Origin of the sequence: Streptomyces sp. NPDC127117 (assembly GCF_042677325.1) — a bacterium.
Classification (GTDB): Bacteria; Actinomycetota; Actinomycetes; order Streptomycetales; family Streptomycetaceae; genus Streptomyces.
On sequence record NZ_JBHXTM010000006.1, the window covers coordinates 130,183 to 147,985 of the forward strand.

A 17,803-nucleotide genomic window follows, 5' to 3' on the forward strand; every position below is an offset into this window, starting at 1 on the left:
CGCCGCACTGGACCGCCCCGCGCCCGCTGCGGGTGCGGCGCGCCCTCCAGGAGATGCTGCTCCACCTCGACGCCACCTCGATGCCCGACGATCTCCGGCTGCGGACCCGGCGCGTCGTCATCGAGCTGCTGGAGGAGGACCCGCATCCCGCCGTCGAGGTCCCCGTCCCCGCGGACGGACGGATCCGTGCGCCGGCCGACGATGTCATGCGCGATCCGGAGAGCGAGTTCTCCTGGACCCGGCGCTACGAAGCGCTGCCCGCCGCCGTACGGTCCGAACTGGACACCATGTGGGACAACCCGGCCGACGAGCCCGAGGACCTCGCCACCCGGTACGAGGACCGCCTCGGCAAGCTCGGCCCGTGACCTCCGGAGTCGGCGGAAGCGCGAGGTCCGGTGGCCGCGTCGGGTCCGCCCCGCTCCGCCCCGGCCTCCGGGAGAACCACCCCGGCCACCGTGTTCGGACCGAAGTTCGAGACGGGGCTGACCACCATATGACCAGTGGGTAAGGTCGGTGCCGTGCCGAAGCCGCTCAGTCTCCCCTTCGATCCCATCGCCCGCGCCGACGAACTCTGGCAGCAGCGCTGGGGCCCCGTGCCCTCGATGGGGGCGATCACCTCGATCATGCGCGCCCAGCAGATCCTGCTCGCCGAGGTCGACGCGGTCGTCAAGCCGTACGGACTGACCTTCGCCCGGTACGAGGCGCTGGTGCTGCTCACCTTCTCCAAGGCCGGCGAGCTGCCGATGTCCAAGATCGGCGAGCGGCTCATGGTCCACCCCACCTCCGTCACCAACACCGTGGACCGGCTGGTGCGCTCCGGCCTGGTCGCCAAGCGCCCCAACCCCAACGACGGCCGCGGCACCCTCGCCTCCATCACCGAGAAGGGCCGCGAGGTCGTCGAGGCGGCCACCGAGGAACTGGTCGCCATGGAGTTCGGGCTCGGTGTGTACGACGCCGAGGAGTGCGCGGAGATCTTCGCGATGCTGCGCCCGCTGCGGATCGCCGCCCAGGACTTCGACGAGGCGTAGAACGGCGTTTCGAGAGCCCGGCCCGCTGCAAGATCGCCCCGGCCGTCCGGTTACGCTCGATGCCATGAAACGCAGTGTGCTGACCCGGTACCGGGTGATGGCCTACGTCACCGCCGTCATGTTGCTGGTGCTCTGCACCTGCATGGTCTTCAAGTACGGCTTCGAGACGGGCGAGGGTCTGACGCTCGTCGTCTCCCAGATCCACGGTGTGCTCTACATCATCTATCTGATCTTCGCCTTCGACCTCGGTTCCAAGGCGAAGTGGCCGATGGGCAAGCTGCTCTGGGTGCTGATCTCCGGCACCATCCCGACGGCCGCGTTCTTCGTCGAGCGCAAGGTCGTCCGCGAGGTCGAGCCGCTGATCGTCGACGGTTCCCCCGCCACCGCCAAGGCCTGACCGGCCGGACCGCGGCCTCCGGTCCGCGCCCCCCGAACCGCCCCGTGCGAAGCACCGGGCGGTTTGCCATCGACATTTACTAGGACGTCCTAGTAAATTCGATGGTATGAACGCTGACGCGATCGAGGAAGGCCGCCGCCGCTGGCAGGCCCGTTACGACAAGGCCCGCAAGCGTGACGCGGACTTCACCACGCTCTCCGGGGATCCGGTGGAGCCCGCGTACGGCCCCCGCCCCGGGGACACGTACGAGGGGTTCGAACGGATCGGCTGGCCCGGTGAGTACCCCTTCACCCGGGGGCTCTACCCGACCGGCTACCGCGGCCGGACCTGGACCATCCGCCAGTTCGCCGGCTTCGGCAACGCCGAGCAGACCAACGAGCGCTACAAGATGATCCTGGCCGCGGGCGGCGGCGGGCTCAGCGTCGCCTTCGACATGCCGACGCTGATGGGCCGCGACTCCGACGACCCCCGCTCGCTCGGCGAGGTCGGGCACTGCGGCGTGGCCATCGACTCCGCCGCCGACATGGAGGTCCTCTTCAAGGACATCCCGCTCGGCGACGTCACGACGTCCATGACGATCAGTGGTCCCGCAGTCCCGGTCTTCTGCATGTACCTGGTCGCCGCCGAGCGCCAGGGCGTAGACCCGGGCGTGCTCAACGGTACGCTCCAGACCGACATCTTCAAGGAGTACATCGCGCAGAAGGAGTGGCTCTTCCAGCCCGAGCCCCATCTGCGCCTCATCGGCGACCTGATGGAGCACTGCGCCCGCGACATCCCCGCCTACAAGCCGCTCTCGGTCTCCGGCTACCACATCCGCGAGGCCGGGGCGACGGCCGCGCAGGAGCTGGCGTACACCCTCGCCGACGGCTTCGGCTACGTGGAGCTCGGCCTCTCCCGAGGCCTGGACGTCGACACCTTCGCGCCCGGCCTCTCCTTCTTCTTCGACGCGCACCTCGACTTCTTCGAGGAGATCGCCAAGTTCCGTGCCGCCCGCCGGATCTGGGCCCGCTGGATGAAGGAGACGTACGGCGCGAAGACCGACAAGGCGCAGTGGCTCCGCTTCCACACCCAGACCGCCGGCGTCTCGCTCACCGCCCAGCAGCCGTACAACAATGTCGTGCGCACCGCGGTCGAGGCGCTCTCCGCGGTCCTCGGCGGCACCAACTCGCTGCACACCAACGCCCTCGACGAGACCCTGGCGCTCCCCTCCGAGCAGGCCGCCGAGATCGCCCTGCGCACCCAGCAGGTGCTGATGGAGGAGACCGGCGTCGCCAACGTGGCCGACCCGCTGGGCGGTTCCTGGTACGTCGAGCAGCTCACCGACCGGATCGAGGCCGACGCCGAGAAGATCTTCGAGCAGATCAAGGAGCGCGGCACCCGGGCCCACCCGGACGGGCAGCACCCCATCGGCCCGATCACCTCCGGCATCCTGCGCGGCATCGAGGACGGCTGGTTCACCGGCGAGATCGCCGAGTCCGCCTTCCGCTACCAGCAGTCGCTGGAGAAGGGCGACAAGCGGGTCGTCGGCGTCAACGTCCACCACGGCTCGGTCACCGGCGACCTGGAGATCCTGCGGGTCAGCCACGAGGTCGAGCGCGAGCAGGTCCGGGTGCTCGGCGGCCGCAAGGACGCCCGTGACGACGCCCGGGTCAAGTCGGCGCTGGACGCGATGCTGGCCGCCGCCCGCGACGGCTCCAACATGATCGCCCCGATGCTGGACGCGGTGCGGGCCGAGGCGACGCTCGGCGAGATCTGCGGCGTCCTGCGTGACGAGTGGGGCAGCTACACGGAGCCGCCCGGCTTCTGACGGGGCCGGTCCGGCCGGGGGCGGGGCGGCGCGGCCGTTCCGCCCCTTCCGCATGCCCTACGCGGAGGCCGCCGCCCCCAGCCCCGCGAGCAGCAGCACGGTGAAGCGCCGGGCCCAGTCCGCGTCCACGGGCTCGGCGCTCACCAGGGCCCGGTGCACGACCGCGCCGGCGATCACATCGAAGATCAGGTCGGCGGTGGTCGCCGCCGCCTCCTCGTCCTGCTCGGCGGGCAACTCCCCGCGCTCCTGCGCCCGTTGACGGCCCTGGAGCACCAGCCGCTTCTGCCGGTCCACGATCGAGTCGCGGATCCTGGTCCGCAGCGCCTCGTCGCGCGTCGACTCCGCGACCACCGCCATCAGCGCCGTCTGGGTCTCCGGCCGTTCCAGCAGCGCCGCGAACTGCAGCACCACCGCCTGCACATCGGCCGACAGGCTGCCCAGATCGGGCAGTTCCAGCTCGTCGAAGAGGACCGCGACGGCGTCCACGACCAGCTCGTTCTTGCCCGCCCACCGCCGGTACAGGGTCGTCTTGGCCACCCCGGCCCGCGTCGCCACATCGCTCATCGTCAGCTTCGACCAGCCGAGGTCGACCAGCGAGGCCCTGGTCGCCTCCAGGATCGCTTCATCGGCCGCGGCACTGCGCGGACGTCCCGTTCGAGGGGGTTTGGGGTGGCTGCGGCTCAGCATGCCGTGACCATACCGGTCAGTAAGTAGAACCGACCGGCCCCGATCGCCGTGAGACAGATCACCGATCGCACCTGTGCGCGAGGGGTGGTCGACAGTTACGCTACGGGTCGTAGCGTAAGGGCGACGGTCATCCCGTCGTGACGCCGCAACCGAATGACAGCCACAGGCACCGGGTGGGGACCCGGCGCCGAAACGGGTCTTTCAGGGGCCCTCGGACCGTGTCCGTCCGTGTACCCCGCACACCGGTGGGGGCGGCGGACGGGCGCGGTTCCCGTATCGCTTTCCGGATCGGCGCTCCGAGGGGGGAGGATGTACGCATGCAGCCTAGGAACATGTCCATGAGCGGCGTCGTCGACCTCGCCGCGGTGAAGGCGGCCGGCGAGGCCAAGGTGAAGGCGGAGCAGGCCCGTGCCGAGGCCTCCCGGCAGGGCGGTGGCGGTGCCGTACCGCCGTCCGCCCTGGTGATCGATGTCGATGAGGCGGGCTTCGAGAACGATGTCCTGCAGCGCTCCGCCGAGGTCCCGGTCGTCATCGACTTCTGGGCCGAGTGGTGCGAGCCGTGCAAGCAGCTGGGCCCGCTCCTGGAGCGCCTGGCCCATGAGTACAACGGCCGCTTCGTGCTGGCCAAGGTCGATGTCGACGCCAACCAGATGCTGATGCAGCAGTTCGGCATCCAGGGCATCCCGGCGGTCTTCGCCGTCGTCGCCGGGCAGGCCCTCCCGCTCTTCCAGGGCGCGGCCCCCGAGGCCCAGATCCGCCAGACGCTGGACCAGCTGATCCAGGTCGGCGAGGAGCGGTTCGGGCTCACCGGGATCGTGGTCGACCAGGACCCCGCCGGCGAGAGCGCCGACCGGGCTCCGGCCGAGGTGCCCGCCGGGCCGTACGACGCCCTGCTCGAATCGGCCGTGCGGGCCCTGGACGCCGACGACTTCGCCGGTGCCGTCCAGGCGTACCGGAACGTCCTGTCCGACGACCCGGCCAACACCGAGGCCAAGCTCGGCCTCGCCCAGGCCGAACTCCTCTCCCGGGTCAAGGACATGGACGCCCAGCGGGTCCGTGAGGAGGCCGCCGCGAACCCGGCCGATGTCCCGGCGCAGCTCGCCGCCGCCGATCTGGATCTGGTCGGCGGTCATGTCGAGGATGCCTTCGGCCGGCTCGTCGAGACGGTGCGGCGCAATTTCGGTGACGACCGGGACGCCGCACGGGTGCGTCTGCTGGAGCTCTTCGAGGTGATCGGCCCCGACGATCCGCGGGTCGGCGCCGCGCGTACCGCGCTGGCGCGGGTCTTGTTCTGATGTGACAAGAGGCCGCGGTACCCCGCCGGGGGACCGCGGCCGTTTTCGCGATCAGGCGATAAGAGACGCCTCTGCTTTACCAAATCTTGATAAAGCGAGGGCCTGTTACTCGCAGTAAATCAAGCACTGGGATCTGTCCGTATTGGCGCACCGATCCCCCCTTTCGTCCTTCACCTCGGTGCCACCCTGTGTGGCCGGGCGGTGCCAGCCGGTCGCGCATCGGTTATCGGGCCGTTACTAGCGAGTAACGAACCCCCTTGTGTCACGGGCGGGAATGCACCACGATCGGCCACGCTCGGTCCAATAACGCCAGCCCGGCTGCCAGTCGGTGCGGCGGCCCTTGTTGGGTCCCCACCGAGTGGGCCGGCGGCAGTGACGCGGGCTCCGGACAGGGGGGTTCCTGTCGTCCGGCAGGGCCTGTCCGATACAGGTTGCGCGAATGCGTGGCCAGTGGTTGTCGCTCGGGGGTGATCGCCGGTGATTCGGACGCGGTTCATGCCTCCGTCCGCGGGCGCTCTCCTTGCCGAGGACGTAGCACTTCTCCCATCCCAGGACGGGCCCAGGCCCGGACCGGAGATGTACGTCCGAGAAGGAGGAAAATTATGAGTTCCCAGGTTCGTGGCGGCACCAGATGGAAGCGTTTCGCTCTGGTCATGGTGCCGAGCGTCGTCGCGACCGCGGCGGTGGGTGTCGGTCTCGCGCAGGGTGCCCTCGCGGCGTCCTTCAGCGTGTCCGGCCAGAGCTTCAAGGTGCGTGCGGACAAGCTCGTCGGCCATGACTTCGTGCAGTACGGCTCCGTCGCCACCGGTATGGACCCCGAGGGCAAGAACGGGGCTCACGCCGTTGCCGTGTCCGGCTTCAGCGATGCCACGATCACCAACATGTGCCAGTCGGTGGTCACTCCGAACCTTCCGTTCGGTCTGGGCAACGTCACGCTGCAGCTGAAGGCGGGCACCGACCCGGAGAAGCCGGTCGAGGCGACCAACCTGTACCTCGATGTCGCCGAGCTCGACGCCGACGCGTACTTCGAGCACATCGACATCGGTGTCGCCGCAGGAGACATGGGCAAGCCCGGCATCCAGGCCGGTACCGAGAAGGCCGTCAACCCCAACGGCTTCGCGCAGCGCGCCAAGACGGCGACGCTGACCAACGTGAAGCAGACGGCATGGGCGACCACCGCCGGCACCTTCAAGCTCAGCAACCTGAGCCTGCGGCTGCACAGTGGCGTCAAGGAGTGCTACTAAGCACCCGCCGGGTGGCCGGAGCGCTCCCGAGGGGACTCCGGCCGCCCACCCCTTCTCTTCTCACAGCAGTACCGGTTCCAGGGAGCTGTTTTCCATGAGCCCCGAGTCCACAGGGCAGAACGAGCACTACCTCCGCGTCCTCCGGCGGAGATTCCGCACCTGGCGGGGTAACCGGCCGTTCTGGGCGGGCCTGTTCACCATGGTGGGTGGTCTACCCATCGCTTATTTTCCGTACGCCAACATGCACCTCGGCAACGTCACACTGGCGATGTCCACCACTGCCGGTGCCGGTTCCCTGATCATCGGGATCCTGCTCGTCACGCTGGGCCTCACCATGTGGTTCCACCACATCGTGAGAGTGTTCGCCGGAGTCGCCGCGATCCTGCTGGCGCTGATCTCCATACCGGTCGCCAACATCGGCGGATTCCTGGTCGGCTTCCTGTTCGCCCTGCTGGGCGGAGCGCTCTCCGTCTCCTGGGCCCCGGGTGAGTCCGGCCCGGACCTCGCGCCGGCCGGCGCGGCGGGGGAGAAGTCCGCGGCCGGCCTCGGTACGCAGGAGTCCGGACCCGAGTTCCACAGCACGGCAGCGGTGCCCCAGCAGCAGCCGGAGCAGTACGACACGACAGTTGAGGTCGACGGCGGGAGGCATCGTGCGGGGTGACGAGAGGCAGCTGAACTCGACCGGGGACGATTCCGGGACGAGAGTCGGACCGCGCCACGCGGCCCCCAGGAAGTCCTTGCTGACGAAGCTGCACATTCCCGCGGGCAAGGCGTTCGCGCTCGCCGCGATGCCGACGGCCGTCTTCGTGGGCATGGGGCTCACCCCCAAGCTCGCGCTGGCCGACGACAGCTCCGACATTCCCTTCGCGCCCGGCCCCTGCGTGACCCGCTCCGACGAGCCGAGCGAAGAGCCCTCGCCGGCCGCGTCGAAGTCGGCGTCCCCGTCGCCGTCCGCCACCGACTCCGGTGACAAGGGCGGTTCGGCGACCCCGAAGCCCTCGACGAGCCCGTCCGCGGGCGAATCGGCGAAGCCGGAGGCGAAGACAGCCGAGGCCGACGCACCGGCCGCCACGCCGAGTGCCTCGCCCACCCCCACGAAGTCGAGGAACCCGCTCGACCCGCTGGGCGTCGGCGACGCGCTCAGGGACCTCTTCGACGGACCGGACAAGGAGACGGCGAGCCCGTCCCCGAGCGCGAGCACCGCGTCCCCGAAGCCTTCGGCGACCGACACCGCCGAGAAGCCCGCGAAGAAGCCCGTCGAGAAGACCACCGACGCCGCGAAGGAGACGGCCGACAAGACGGCCGCCGCCATCCGCGAGGCGGCCGGCAGGGCCGGCAAGTCGGTCAAGGAACTCGACGAGAGCGTCAAGGGTCTCGACGCCAAGAAGGACGAGGACATCCCGGACGGCGCCAAGGAGCGCTTCCCGTGCCCGACCGCCGACCCGAAGGCGCTGGCCGCGGCCGATCTGGAGACGGGCATCCCGCTCCTCCCGACCGACCCGTGGATCCTGGAGAGCTCGATGCTCACCCTCAACGGGCTCGACTACAAGGGCATCGTCGAGGTGAAGACGTACGACGGCACGGTCAAGAAGGCGCTGAAGTTCACCGCCAGCTCGATCGACATCGACAACCTTCACCAGAAGACCGTCGGTCCGGCCGGCACGACGACCCATGTCGAGGCGCGGAAGGGCTCCAAGTCCACCATCCGCAACGGCACGGTGACGATGTACACGGAGGAGCTGAAGGGCAACCTCTTCGGCCTCATCCCGGTGACGTTCAGCCCGGAGACACCGCCTCCGCTGAACGTGCCGTTCGCCTTCTTCACCAAGGTCAAGGTGACCCAGGCCGGCCAGTTCGGCGGCTCGCTCAAGGTTCCCGGGCTGCACAACTACTTCACCGGCGGCAACAGCTAGGGCCTCTCGTCCGGATCATGCCGGGCTCGCGTGCCCCGCTCCCTGATCCGGCCCGATCCAGACGAAAGACCCGGGCCGGCACGGTCCCGTTCGGGAGCCGCACAGGGCCGTGGGCCGCACTCCTCAGGAGTGCGGCCCACGGTCGTTTCCCGGGTGACGGGGGTGACGGGTGCGTCAGTCGCGGCTGCCGCCGCCGACGTGGTGCACCCGGACCATGTTGGTGGTGCCGGGGATGCCGGGGGGCGAGCCGGCCGTGATGACCATGGTGTCGCCCTCGTTGTAGCGGCCGAGCTTCAGCAGCTCGCCGTCGACCAGGTCGACCATCGCGTCGGTGTTGTCCACGTGCGGCACGACGTGGGCCTCGACGCCCCAGCTCAGGGCGAGCTGGTTGCGGGTGGACTCGTCCGTGGTGAAGGCCAGGATGGGCTGGGCCGCGCGGTAGCGGGAGAGCCGGCGGGCCGTGTCACCGGACTTGGTGAAGGCGACCAGCGCCTTGCCGTTCAGGAAGTCCGCGATCTCGCAGGCCGCACGGGCCACCGAACCGCCCTGGGTGCGGGGCTTCTTGCCCGGCACCAGCGGCTGCAGGCCCTTGGAGAGCAGCTCCTCCTCGGCGGCCACGACGATCTTCGACATCGTCTTGACCGTCTCGATCGGGTACGCGCCCACGCTGGACTCGGCCGACAGCATGACCGCGTCCGCGCCGTCCAGGATCGCGTTGGCGACGTCGGACGCCTCGGCGCGGGTCGGCCGCGAGTTGGTGATCATCGACTCCATCATCTGGGTCGCGACGATCACCGGCTTGGCGTTCCGCCGGCAGAGCTCCACCAGGCGCTTCTGCACCATCGGGACCTTCTCCAGGGGGTACTCGACGGCCAGGTCGCCGCGGGCGACCATCACACCGTCGAACGCCATGACGACGCCCTCCATGTGCTCGACGGCCTGCGGCTTCTCGACCTTGGCGATGACGGGAACCCGGCGGCCCTCCTCGTCCATCACCTTGTGGACGTCCTTGACGTCGTTCGCGTCCCGCACGAAGGACAGCGCCACCAGGTCGCAGCCCATCCGCAGGGCGAACCGCAGGTCGTCGACGTCCTTCTCGGACAGGGCCGGGACGTTGACCGCCGCGCCGGGCAGGTTGATGCCCTTGTGGTCGGAGATGACACCGCCCTCGATGACGATGGTCTTCACACGGGGGCCCTCGACCGCGACGACCTTCAGCTCGACGTTGCCGTCGTTGATCAGGATCGGGTCGCCCTTGGCGACGTCGCCGGGCAGACCCTTGTAGGTCGTGCCGCAGATCGACTTGTCGCCGGGGACGTCCTCGGCGGTGATGGTGAACTCGTCCCCGCGGACCAGCTCGACGGGGCCCTCGGCGAACTTCGCCAGACGGATCTTGGGGCCCTGGAGGTCGGCGAGCACACCGATCGCCCGGCCGGTCTCGGCGGCGGCCCTGCGGACCCGGTCGTAACGACCCTGGTGCTCCTCGTGGCTGCCGTGACTGAAGTTGAAGCGGGCCACGCTCATGCCGGCCTCGATCAGAGCGACGAGCTGCTCATGGGAGTCGACGGCGGGACCGAGTGTGCAGACGATTTTGGAACGGCGCATGAGACGGATCCTATCGGTTTGTTTCGCTACGGAATATTCCGTCTGGCGGAAGGTACAAAGGGGCGCGGGGGTGCTCAGTTGTGGGCCTGTCCGACGGGGTCGTGGGCCCGTCCGACGAGCGCGAAGGTCTGCACGGCGATCTCCAGCTCCTCGTCGGTCGGCACCACGGCCACCGCGACCCGCGCGTAGTCCGGCGAGATCAGCCGGGGCTCGCCGGACCGTACGGCGTTCAGATCCGCGTCCACCGCCAGGCCGAGCTCCTCCAGACCGGCGATGGCAGCCTCCCGCACCGGTGCCGAGTTCTCCCCGACCCCCGCCGTGAACGCCACGGCGTCCACCCGGCCGAGGACCGCCGAATAGGCGCCGATGTACTTCTTCAGCCGGTGCACATAGATGTCGAACGCCAGCGCCGCACGCTCGTCGCCCTCGTCGATCCGGCGCCGGATCTCCCGCATGTCGTTGTCGCCGCAGAGCCCGGCCAGGCCGCTCTTCTTGTTGAGCAGTTCGTCGACCTCGTCCGCCGACATCCCCGCGACGCGCATCAGATGGAAGGTGACGGCCGGATCGATGTCCCCGGAGCGGGTGCCCATCACCAGCCCCTCCAGAGGGGTCAGCCCCATCGAGGTCTCCACGCACCGGCCGCCGGCCACCGCCGACGCCGAGGCGCCGTTGCCCAGGTGCAGCACGATGACATTGACCTCCTCGGGGGTGCGTCCCAGCAGCTCGGCGGTCTTGCGGGAGACGTACGCGTGCGAGGTGCCGTGGAATCCGTAGCGCCGGATGCGGTGCGCGTCGGCGGTCTCGGTGTCGATCGCGTACCGCGCCGCGTACTCCGGCATCGTCGTGTGGAAGGCCGTGTCGAAGACCGCCACCTGCGGAAGGTCCGGCCGCAGGGCCCGTGCCGTGAGGATGCCGGTGACGTTCGCCGGATTGTGCAGCGGGGCCACCGGGACCAGGCGCTCGATCTCCTTCAGCACCTCGTCGTCGATCACCACGGGCTCGGTGAACCGCAGCCCGCCGTGCACCACCCGGTGGCCGATCGCCGCCAGCTGCGGGGAGTCCAGGCCCAGCCCGTCGGCCGCCAGCTCCGCCGCCGCGGCCTTCAGGGCCGCCTCGTGGTCGGCGATCGGGCCGATGCGCTCGCGCTGCTCGGCGCCGCCGCCGACCAGCGGGGTGTGCACCAGACGGGAGGTCTCCTCGCCGATCCGCTCGACCAGCCCCACCGCGAGCCGGGTGCGGTCGCTCATGTCCAGCAGCTGGTACTTCACCGACGAGGAGCCGGAGTTGAGGATCAGCACGCGGTACGCGTCCGGCCTGCTGGAACCCGCTGTGGTCGGGGTGGTCATCCGGTTCACTCCTTGCCCTGCGCCTGGATCGCCGTGATGGCCACGGTATTGACGATGTCCTGGACGAGCGCGCCGCGGGACAGGTCGTTGACGGGCTTCCGCAGCCCCTGGAGCACCGGTCCGACGGCCACCGCGCCGGCCGAGCGCTGCACGGCCTTGTAGGTGTTGTTGCCGGTGTTCAGGTCCGGGAAGATCAGCACCGTCGCCTGGCCCGCCACCTCGGAGCCGGGCAGCTTCGTCGCGGCGACGCTCGGCTCCACCGCGGCGTCGTACTGGATCGGGCCCTCGATCCTGAGGTCCGGCCTGCTCCCGCGGACCCGGTCGGTCGCCGCGCGCACCTTGTCGACATCGGCGCCCGAGCCCGAGGTCCCCGTCGAGTACGACAGCATCGCGATCCTCGGCTCCACCCCGAACCGGGCGGCGGTGGCCGCCGACTGGACGGCGATGTCGGCGAGCTGCTCCGCGTCCGGGTCCGGGTTGACCGCGCAGTCGCCGTACACCAGCACCTTGTCGGCGAGGCACATGAAGAAGACGGAGGAGACGATCGAGGCGTCCGGCTTCGTCTTGATGATCTCGAAAGCCGGGCGGATCGTCGCCGCGGTGGAGTGCACGGCCCCGGAGACCATGCCGTCCGCGAACCCCTCCTGGACCATCAGGGTGCCGAAGTAGTTGACGTCCGCGACCACGTCGTACGCCAGCTCCACCGTGATCCCGCGGTGGGCCCGCAGTTGCGCGTACCGCTCGGCGAAGGTCTGGCGCAGCTCGGAGGTCTGCGGGTCGATGAGCTGCGTGGTGGCGAGATCGATGCCGAGGTCGGCGGCCTTCTTGCGGATGACGTCGGGGTCGCCGAGCAGGGTGAGCTCGCAGACGCCGCGGCGCATCAGTACGTCGGCGGCGCGCAGCACCCGCTCCTCGGTGCCCTCCGGCAGGACCACCCGGCGACGGTCGGCACGGGCCTGCTCCAGCAGTTCGTGCTCGAACATCATCGGGGTGACGCGGCCGCTGCGGGCCACCGAGATCCGGTCCAGCAGGGCACCGGTGTCCACATGGCGCTCGAAGAGGCCCAGCGCGGTCTCCGCCTTGCGGGGTGTCGCGGCGTTCAGCTTGCCCTCCAGGGCGAAGAGCCGGGCCGCGGTGGGGAAGGAGCCGTCGGCCACCGACACGACCGGGGTGCCCGGTGCGAGTCGCGCGGCCAGCCTGAGTATCTCCTCGCCGGGTCGCTCGTCCAGGGTCAGCAGCACACCCGCGATGGGCGGCGTCCCGGCGCTGTGCGCGGCCAGCGAGCCGACCACCAGGTCCGCCCGGTCCCCGGGCGTGACCACCAGGCAGCCCGGCGTCAGCGCGTTCAGCATGTTCGGCAGCATCGCGCCGCCGAAGACGAAGTCCAGCGCGTCCCTCGCCAGCCCGGAGTCGTCGCCGAGCAGCACCGTGCCGCCGAGCGCCGCGGTGATCTGGGCGACGGTCGGCGCGGAGAGCGCCGCGTCGTCCGGCAGGACCGAACAGATGACGGGCAGCGTGGCCGTCAGCCGCTCCGCGATGGCGTCGCGGTCCTCGGCCGCCACCCGGTTCACGATCATCGCGACCACGTCGCAGCCCAGCCCGGCGTACGCGCGGTAGGCATTGCGGGTCTCGGCCCGCACCGACTCCGAGGTCTCCCCCTTGCCGCCGACCACCGCGATCACCGAGGCGCCGAACTCATTGGCCAGTCGCGCGTTGAGCGCCAGCTCGTCGGGGAGCTGGGTGGCGGCGAAGTCGGTGCCGAGCACCAGCACCACCTCGTACTTCCGGGCCACCTGGTGGAACCGGTCGACCAGCCGGGAGACCAGCTCGTCCGTGCCCTGTTCCGCCTGGAGCGCGGACGCCTCGTGGTAGTCCAGCCCGTACGCCGACGCGGGGTCCTGGGAGAGCCGGTAGCGGGCCCGCAGCAGTTCGAACAGCCGATCGGGTCCGTCGTGGACGAGCGGCCGGAACACTCCGACCCGGTCCACCTGACGCGTCAGGAGCTCCATGACTCCCAGATCGACGACCTGCCGGCCGTCTCCCCGGTCGATCCCGGTCACGTACACGCTGCGCGTCACGCGTGTTCTCCCGTTCGATTTCGGTTTGGGATGGTATTGCCATGTTGACGATACCCGCGGGGGCCGAGGCGTCGCCCGCCGGGCGGAGCCCCCTACCGGGACGACGGGGGAGCACCAGGTCCGGACCTGGCATGGGACAATCGTCGTGGCTCACGGTACGGGGGATTCTGTGGACGTCCCCCGAAATGCACGGCACTAGCGAGCAGGAGACAAGGCACGATGCGCATCGGAATTCTCACCGCAGGCGGCGACTGCCCAGGTCTGAACGCAGTGATCCGGTCGGTCGTGCACCGCGCCGTGGTGGGCCACGGCGATGAAGTCATCGGCTTCGAGGACGGGTTCAAGGGCCTCCTCGACGGCCACTTCCGCCCCCTCGACCTCAACGCGGTCAGCGGCATCCTCGCCCGCGGCGGCACCATTCTCGGCTCCGCCCGGCTGGAGCGCGACCGGCTGCGCGAGGCCGCCGAGAACTGCGCCGAGCTGAGCCGCCGTTACGGCATGGACGCCCTCATCCCGATCGGCGGCGAGGGCACCCTCACCGCCGCCCGGATGCTGGCGGACGCCGGAATGCCCGTCGTCGGCGTCCCCAAGACCATCGACAACGACATCTCCGCCACCGACCGGACCTTCGGCTTCGACACCGCGGTGGGTGTCGCCACCGACGCCATAGACCGTCTCAAGACCACCGCCGAATCGCACCAGCGGGTCATGGTCGTCGAGGTGATGGGCCGGCACGCGGGCTGGATCGCGCTGGAGTCCGGAATGGCGGGCGGCGCGCACGGCATCTGCCTCCCCGAGCGCCGCTTCCAGGTCGAGGACCTGGTGAAGATGGTCGAGGAGCGCTTCGCACGCGGCAAGAAGTTCGCGGTCATCTGCGTGGCCGAGGGCGCGCACCCGGCGGAGGGCTCCATGCCGTACGCCAAGGGCGAGATCGACCAGTTCGGCCACGAGCGCTTCCAGGGCATCGGCAACCGGCTGGCCATCGAGCTGGAGACCCGGCTCGGCAAGGAGGCCCGGCCGGTCATTCTCGGCCATGTGCAGCGGGGCGGCACGCCGACCGCGTACGACCGGGTGCTCGCCACCCGCTTCGGCTGGCACGCGGTGGAGGCGGCGCACCGGGGCGACTTCGGCAGGATGACGGCGCTGCGCGGCACCGACATCGAGATGGTTCCGCTTGCCGACGCGATCACACAGCTCAAGACGGTGCCCAAGAACCGGATGGACGAGGCCGAGTCGGTCTTCTGACCCCGGCCGGCCCTGGCCGCGCGGCGGCGGCGCAGGGGTGGCGACCCGGCGGCCCTGACTGTCCCCCCGTGGACGGTCAGGGCCGCTTGCCGTTCCCCCGGCGCCCGGGAACCGTTCCGGATGGTCGGATCCGGACGGGCCGCGGTGCCGGAAACAACTCTTGAGCCCGCGGACCGGATCAACAAGGCTTGTCCCTGTCCGGGACATGTCCCAACCTTGTCCGGGCGCGGAATCCAGGGGAGAGGCACAACAGATGGTCGTCGAGGGCAGAGCTCCGGATCCTCGTGAGGCGCGCACCGTGCCCGAGTTCATCGCCCTGTTGCGGGTGCTCAAGGACGCGTCGGGTCTGACGTTCCGCGAACTCGCCCAGCGGGCCGAAGCGGTCGGGGACGTGCTGCCGCGCTCCACGATCGCCAACATGCTGGGGCGTACGTCGGTCCCGCGCGAGGAACTGCTCGCCGCCTTCGTACGGGCCTGCGGCTGCGGGCCCGCGCAGGTGGCCGACTGGCTCGCCGTACGCAAGGAACTCGCCGTGCACGGGGAGCGGGCCGGGACGGTGGAGGCGTCCGGGACGGTGGAGGCGTCCGGGGCGGCACCGGAGGCGACCGCCGGGCACTCGTCCGGGCCGCCCACCGTCCCGCTGCCCGGACCGGCCCCGACCGGCCGGCGCCGGTCCAGGACCGTTCTGGCCGCCGCCGTCGGGCTCGTCGTGCTCGCCGCCGCCGCGGTGACCGTCACCCTCCTCGTACGGGACGACGAGGGCAAGGCCACCCCCGTGAGCGGGCCCGTGGCCGGGCGTACGGTGCAGATCCGGTCCGTGCACTCCGGGTTATGCCTCTCCGAGAAGCGGGGCAGCGACAGCGGGCGGCTGTACCAGGTGCCCTGTGAGCGGGAGACGATCCCGAGTTTCTCCCTCAAGCCGCTGGACGGCGACGCCTGGCGGATCGTGACCGATCACCCGGACTACGACCTGGGCTGCACCGGAGTCTGGGACGGGATGAGGGATGCCGGAGCCGGCTTGCAGGACCAGGGGTGCGGCAAGCGTGGCGACGCGGAGGAGTTCCTGATCGAGCCCGTCGGCCGGCCCGTCGAGGGGTACCGCATCCGTCCGGCCCACACCCGCCTGTGCGTCGGCGCCGAGGGGAACAGCAAGGAGAGCGGTGCAAAGCTGGTGCAGACGAGCTGCGACGGAGCGGACCGGGGAAGCCTGTTCTCCTTCGACCCGGTGACCGAGGAGAGGGCCGGCGGCTGAGCGCGTACGCGGGAGGCCGGGCGGCTCAGCCGTCCGGCCCCCGCACTCCCGCCGCCCGCCAGAACCGTTCCAGGATCTCCGCCAGGAACGCCCGCCCCGCGTCGCCCGTGGTCCCGGCCCGCTCCGTACCCGTGCTGCTCCAGCTCAGCGTCGACACCATCAGCGCCTGGTAGTCGGTGTGCAGTTGTTCCAGCACGTCCTGGAGGAAGCCGCGTTCCAGCGGCACCAGCTTCGCCACCGGCCGCAGCTGGGCCTGCCAGCGCGTGGTCACCGCGCCGCGCAGCAGCTCCGCCAGCTCCTCGTCCCGGCCGGACACCGTCACGAACCCGGCGGGCGTCAGTTCCAGCACCTCGGCCAGCGCCGCGGACTGGCGTTCGTTGCCGCGCCAGCGCCCCGACTCCTCCATCCGCAGATACGCGGAGGTGGTCAGCCCCAGCAGCCGCGCCAGCTCCTCCACGGCCAGCTCCCTGGCCACCCGGTGCTCCCGCAGGGTGCGTGCGGCGGTGAGGAGTTCGGCCGGAGAGCACCACAACACACCTGCCAGCGCGGTGAGTTCGTACTCGGTCGGCGAGGCGAGCCCGCGCTCCCAGGCGATGACCGTCCCGGTGCCGACCCGGAGCCCGTACTGGGCCCCGAGACCGTAGGCGACGTGGCCGGGAAGCATCCCCAGGGCCTCGCGCAGTCGGCGCGCGGCGGGGGCGTTGAACGGCGGGGACGGGTGCACGGGCCCACCGTAGGAGTCAAGGCATGGAATGACTACGGTGTGTTCCACCGATATCCACGGATCGTAGGAACGTCCTAAGGGGCACGGGCCGTACGGATTCAGCGGTTCTGGGTCACCCACCGGTAGTACAGCTCCGGGCGGCCGATCTGGCCGTACTGCGGACTGCGCACCGCGCGCCCCACCGTCACCAGGTGCTCCAGATAGCGGCGTGCGGTGATCCGCGAGATGCCCAGCTCCTCGCCGGCCGCCGACGCCGTCACCCCGGCCGGGGCGGCCCGCAGGGCTCGGGTGACGGCCTCCAGCGTCGGGCTGCTGAGCCCCTTCGGCAGCTGGGCCGGCTGCGGGGCGCGCAGTACGCCGAGCGCCCGGTCCACCTCGTCCTGGCCGCTCGCCTCACCGGCCGCCGCACGGAACTCCGCGTAGCGCACCAGCCGGTCGCGCAGGGTGGCGAAGGTGAACGGCTTCAGCACGTACTGGACGACCCCGAGCGACACCCCCTCCCGGACCACCGCCAGATCGCGCGCCGACGTCACCGCGATGACATCCGCCGAGTGCCCGGCCGCCCGCAGCGAACGCAGCAGTTGCAGACCGTGCCCGTCGGGCAGGTACAGATCCAGGAGCAGCAGATCGACCGGGGTACGGTCCAGCGCCCGCACCGCCTGCGCCCGCGAATGCGCGACGGCCGCCACCGTGAATCCGGGAACGCGGCCCACGTACAGTCGATGGGCGTCCGCGGCGACGGGATCGTCCTCGACGACCAGCACCTGGATCATGCCGTGGCCTCCTTCGTGGTGTGTGCCGCGCGCCCGGCGACGCCCAGCGGCAGCCGCACCGTGAACCGCGCGCCGCCGCCCGTGCCACCGGCCGTGCCGGTCTCCGTGCCGCTGTCCGTGCTGCCGTCTGTGCCGCTGCCCGTGCCGGTCTTCGTGCCGCTGTCCGTGCTGCCGTCTGTGCCGCTGCCCGTGCCGGTCTTCGTGCCGCTGTCCGTGCCGCTGTCCGTGCCGCCGCCCGGGCTGGTCTCCGTGCCGCCGTCTGTGCCGCCGGCCGGGCTGGTCTCCGTGCCGCCGTCTGTGCCGCCGCCCGGGCTGGTCTCCGTGCCGCCGTCTGTGCCGCCGGCCGGGCCGGTCTCCGTGCCGCTGTCCGTGCCGCCGGCCGGGCCGGTCTCCGTGCCGCTGTCCGTGC

At 70.7% G+C, this 17,803-nt stretch carries 16 protein-coding genes; 10 read left to right on the forward strand and 6 right to left on the reverse strand.

What is annotated here, in order from left to right; translation table 11 throughout:
* Positions 1-53 precede the first annotated feature (53 nt).
* From ACFVH0_RS08015 to ACFVH0_RS08030, 4 genes are all read left to right on the forward strand, one after another.
* Positions 54-365, forward strand: a complete 312-nt coding sequence (locus ACFVH0_RS08015) for a hypothetical protein (protein WP_385818724.1) — start codon at positions 54-56, stop codon at positions 363-365.
* Between the two features lie 153 nt (positions 366-518).
* Entirely contained in the window at positions 519-1,028 is a 510-nt protein-coding gene (locus ACFVH0_RS08020; protein ID WP_385818726.1) for a MarR family winged helix-turn-helix transcriptional regulator, read from the forward strand.
* 64 nt (positions 1,029-1,092) lie between these two features.
* On the forward strand, positions 1,093-1,425 hold the full coding sequence (locus tag ACFVH0_RS08025; protein WP_124716328.1) for a DUF3817 domain-containing protein: 333 nt from the start codon (positions 1,093-1,095) through the stop codon (positions 1,423-1,425).
* A 106-nt stretch (positions 1,426-1,531) separates the two neighbouring features.
* Positions 1,532-3,232 (forward strand): methylmalonyl-CoA mutase family protein, encoded by a 1,701-nt coding sequence (locus ACFVH0_RS08030; protein ID WP_342284818.1) that lies wholly within the window; start codon positions 1,532-1,534, stop codon positions 3,230-3,232.
* A 57-nt stretch (positions 3,233-3,289) separates the two neighbouring features.
* On the opposite strand, the gene ACFVH0_RS08035 is transcribed toward ACFVH0_RS08030, so the two are convergent.
* Positions 3,290-3,919, reverse strand: a complete 630-nt coding sequence (locus ACFVH0_RS08035; protein ID WP_385818728.1) for a TetR/AcrR family transcriptional regulator — start codon at positions 3,917-3,919, stop codon at positions 3,290-3,292.
* 317 nt (positions 3,920-4,236) lie between these two features.
* Between ACFVH0_RS08035 and ACFVH0_RS08040 the strand changes: the two genes are divergently transcribed.
* The 4 genes from ACFVH0_RS08040 (at position 4,237) to ACFVH0_RS08055 (ending at position 8,371) form a co-directional block, all read left to right on the forward strand.
* Positions 4,237-5,214, forward strand: coding sequence for a tetratricopeptide repeat protein (locus ACFVH0_RS08040; protein WP_385818730.1), 978 nt, complete (start codon positions 4,237-4,239; stop codon positions 5,212-5,214).
* 602 nt (positions 5,215-5,816) lie between these two features.
* Positions 5,817-6,458 carry a DUF6230 family protein gene (locus tag ACFVH0_RS08045; RefSeq protein ID WP_342284814.1) on the forward strand — a complete coding sequence of 214 codons (642 nt, stop codon included), beginning with the start codon at positions 5,817-5,819 and terminating at the stop codon, positions 6,456-6,458.
* 94 nt (positions 6,459-6,552) lie between these two features.
* Positions 6,553-7,119, forward strand: a complete 567-nt coding sequence (locus tag ACFVH0_RS08050) for a DUF6114 domain-containing protein (RefSeq protein ID WP_385818731.1) — start codon at positions 6,553-6,555, stop codon at positions 7,117-7,119.
* A complete protein-coding gene (locus ACFVH0_RS08055; protein ID WP_385818732.1) occupies positions 7,109-8,371 on the forward strand; it encodes a hypothetical protein in 1,263 nt (420 codons plus the stop codon). Before ACFVH0_RS08050 ends, ACFVH0_RS08055 begins: the two co-directional genes overlap by 11 nt.
* 174 nt (positions 8,372-8,545) lie before the next feature.
* Here the strand turns inward: ACFVH0_RS08055 and pyk are convergent, their stop codons facing one another.
* The 3 genes from pyk to pta all read right to left on the reverse strand — a co-directional run bounded on the left by pyk (position 8,546) and on the right by pta (position 13,400).
* A complete protein-coding gene (pyk, locus tag ACFVH0_RS08060; RefSeq protein ID WP_385818734.1) occupies positions 8,546-9,976 on the reverse strand; it encodes a pyruvate kinase in 1,431 nt (476 codons plus the stop codon).
* Positions 9,977-10,050: 74 nt separating this feature from the next.
* Positions 10,051-11,322, reverse strand: coding sequence for an acetate kinase (locus tag ACFVH0_RS08065; protein ID WP_385818736.1), 1,272 nt, complete (start codon positions 11,320-11,322; stop codon positions 10,051-10,053).
* A gap of 5 nt (positions 11,323-11,327) precedes the next feature.
* Positions 11,328-13,400 carry a phosphate acetyltransferase gene (gene pta / locus ACFVH0_RS08070; protein WP_385818738.1) on the reverse strand — a complete coding sequence of 691 codons (2,073 nt, stop codon included), beginning with the start codon at positions 13,398-13,400 and terminating at the stop codon, positions 11,328-11,330.
* Between the two features lie 219 nt (positions 13,401-13,619).
* Here pta and ACFVH0_RS08075 point away from each other — a divergent pair, with 219 nt between their 5' ends.
* A complete protein-coding gene (locus ACFVH0_RS08075; RefSeq protein ID WP_385818739.1) occupies positions 13,620-14,645 on the forward strand; it encodes an ATP-dependent 6-phosphofructokinase in 1,026 nt (341 codons plus the stop codon).
* A gap of 298 nt (positions 14,646-14,943) precedes the next feature.
* Positions 14,944-15,897 carry a helix-turn-helix domain-containing protein gene (locus ACFVH0_RS08080; RefSeq protein ID WP_385818741.1) on the forward strand — a complete coding sequence of 318 codons (954 nt, stop codon included), beginning with the start codon at positions 14,944-14,946 and terminating at the stop codon, positions 15,895-15,897.
* A gap of 25 nt (positions 15,898-15,922) precedes the next feature.
* Here ACFVH0_RS08080 and ACFVH0_RS08085 read toward each other — a convergent pair whose 3' ends face one another.
* Positions 15,923-16,561, reverse strand: a complete 639-nt coding sequence (locus ACFVH0_RS08085) for an XRE family transcriptional regulator (protein ID WP_385818833.1) — start codon at positions 16,559-16,561, stop codon at positions 15,923-15,925.
* A gap of 158 nt (positions 16,562-16,719) precedes the next feature.
* Entirely contained in the window at positions 16,720-17,394 is a 675-nt protein-coding gene (locus ACFVH0_RS08090; RefSeq protein WP_385818743.1) for a response regulator, read from the reverse strand.
* Positions 17,395-17,803 lie beyond the last annotated feature (409 nt).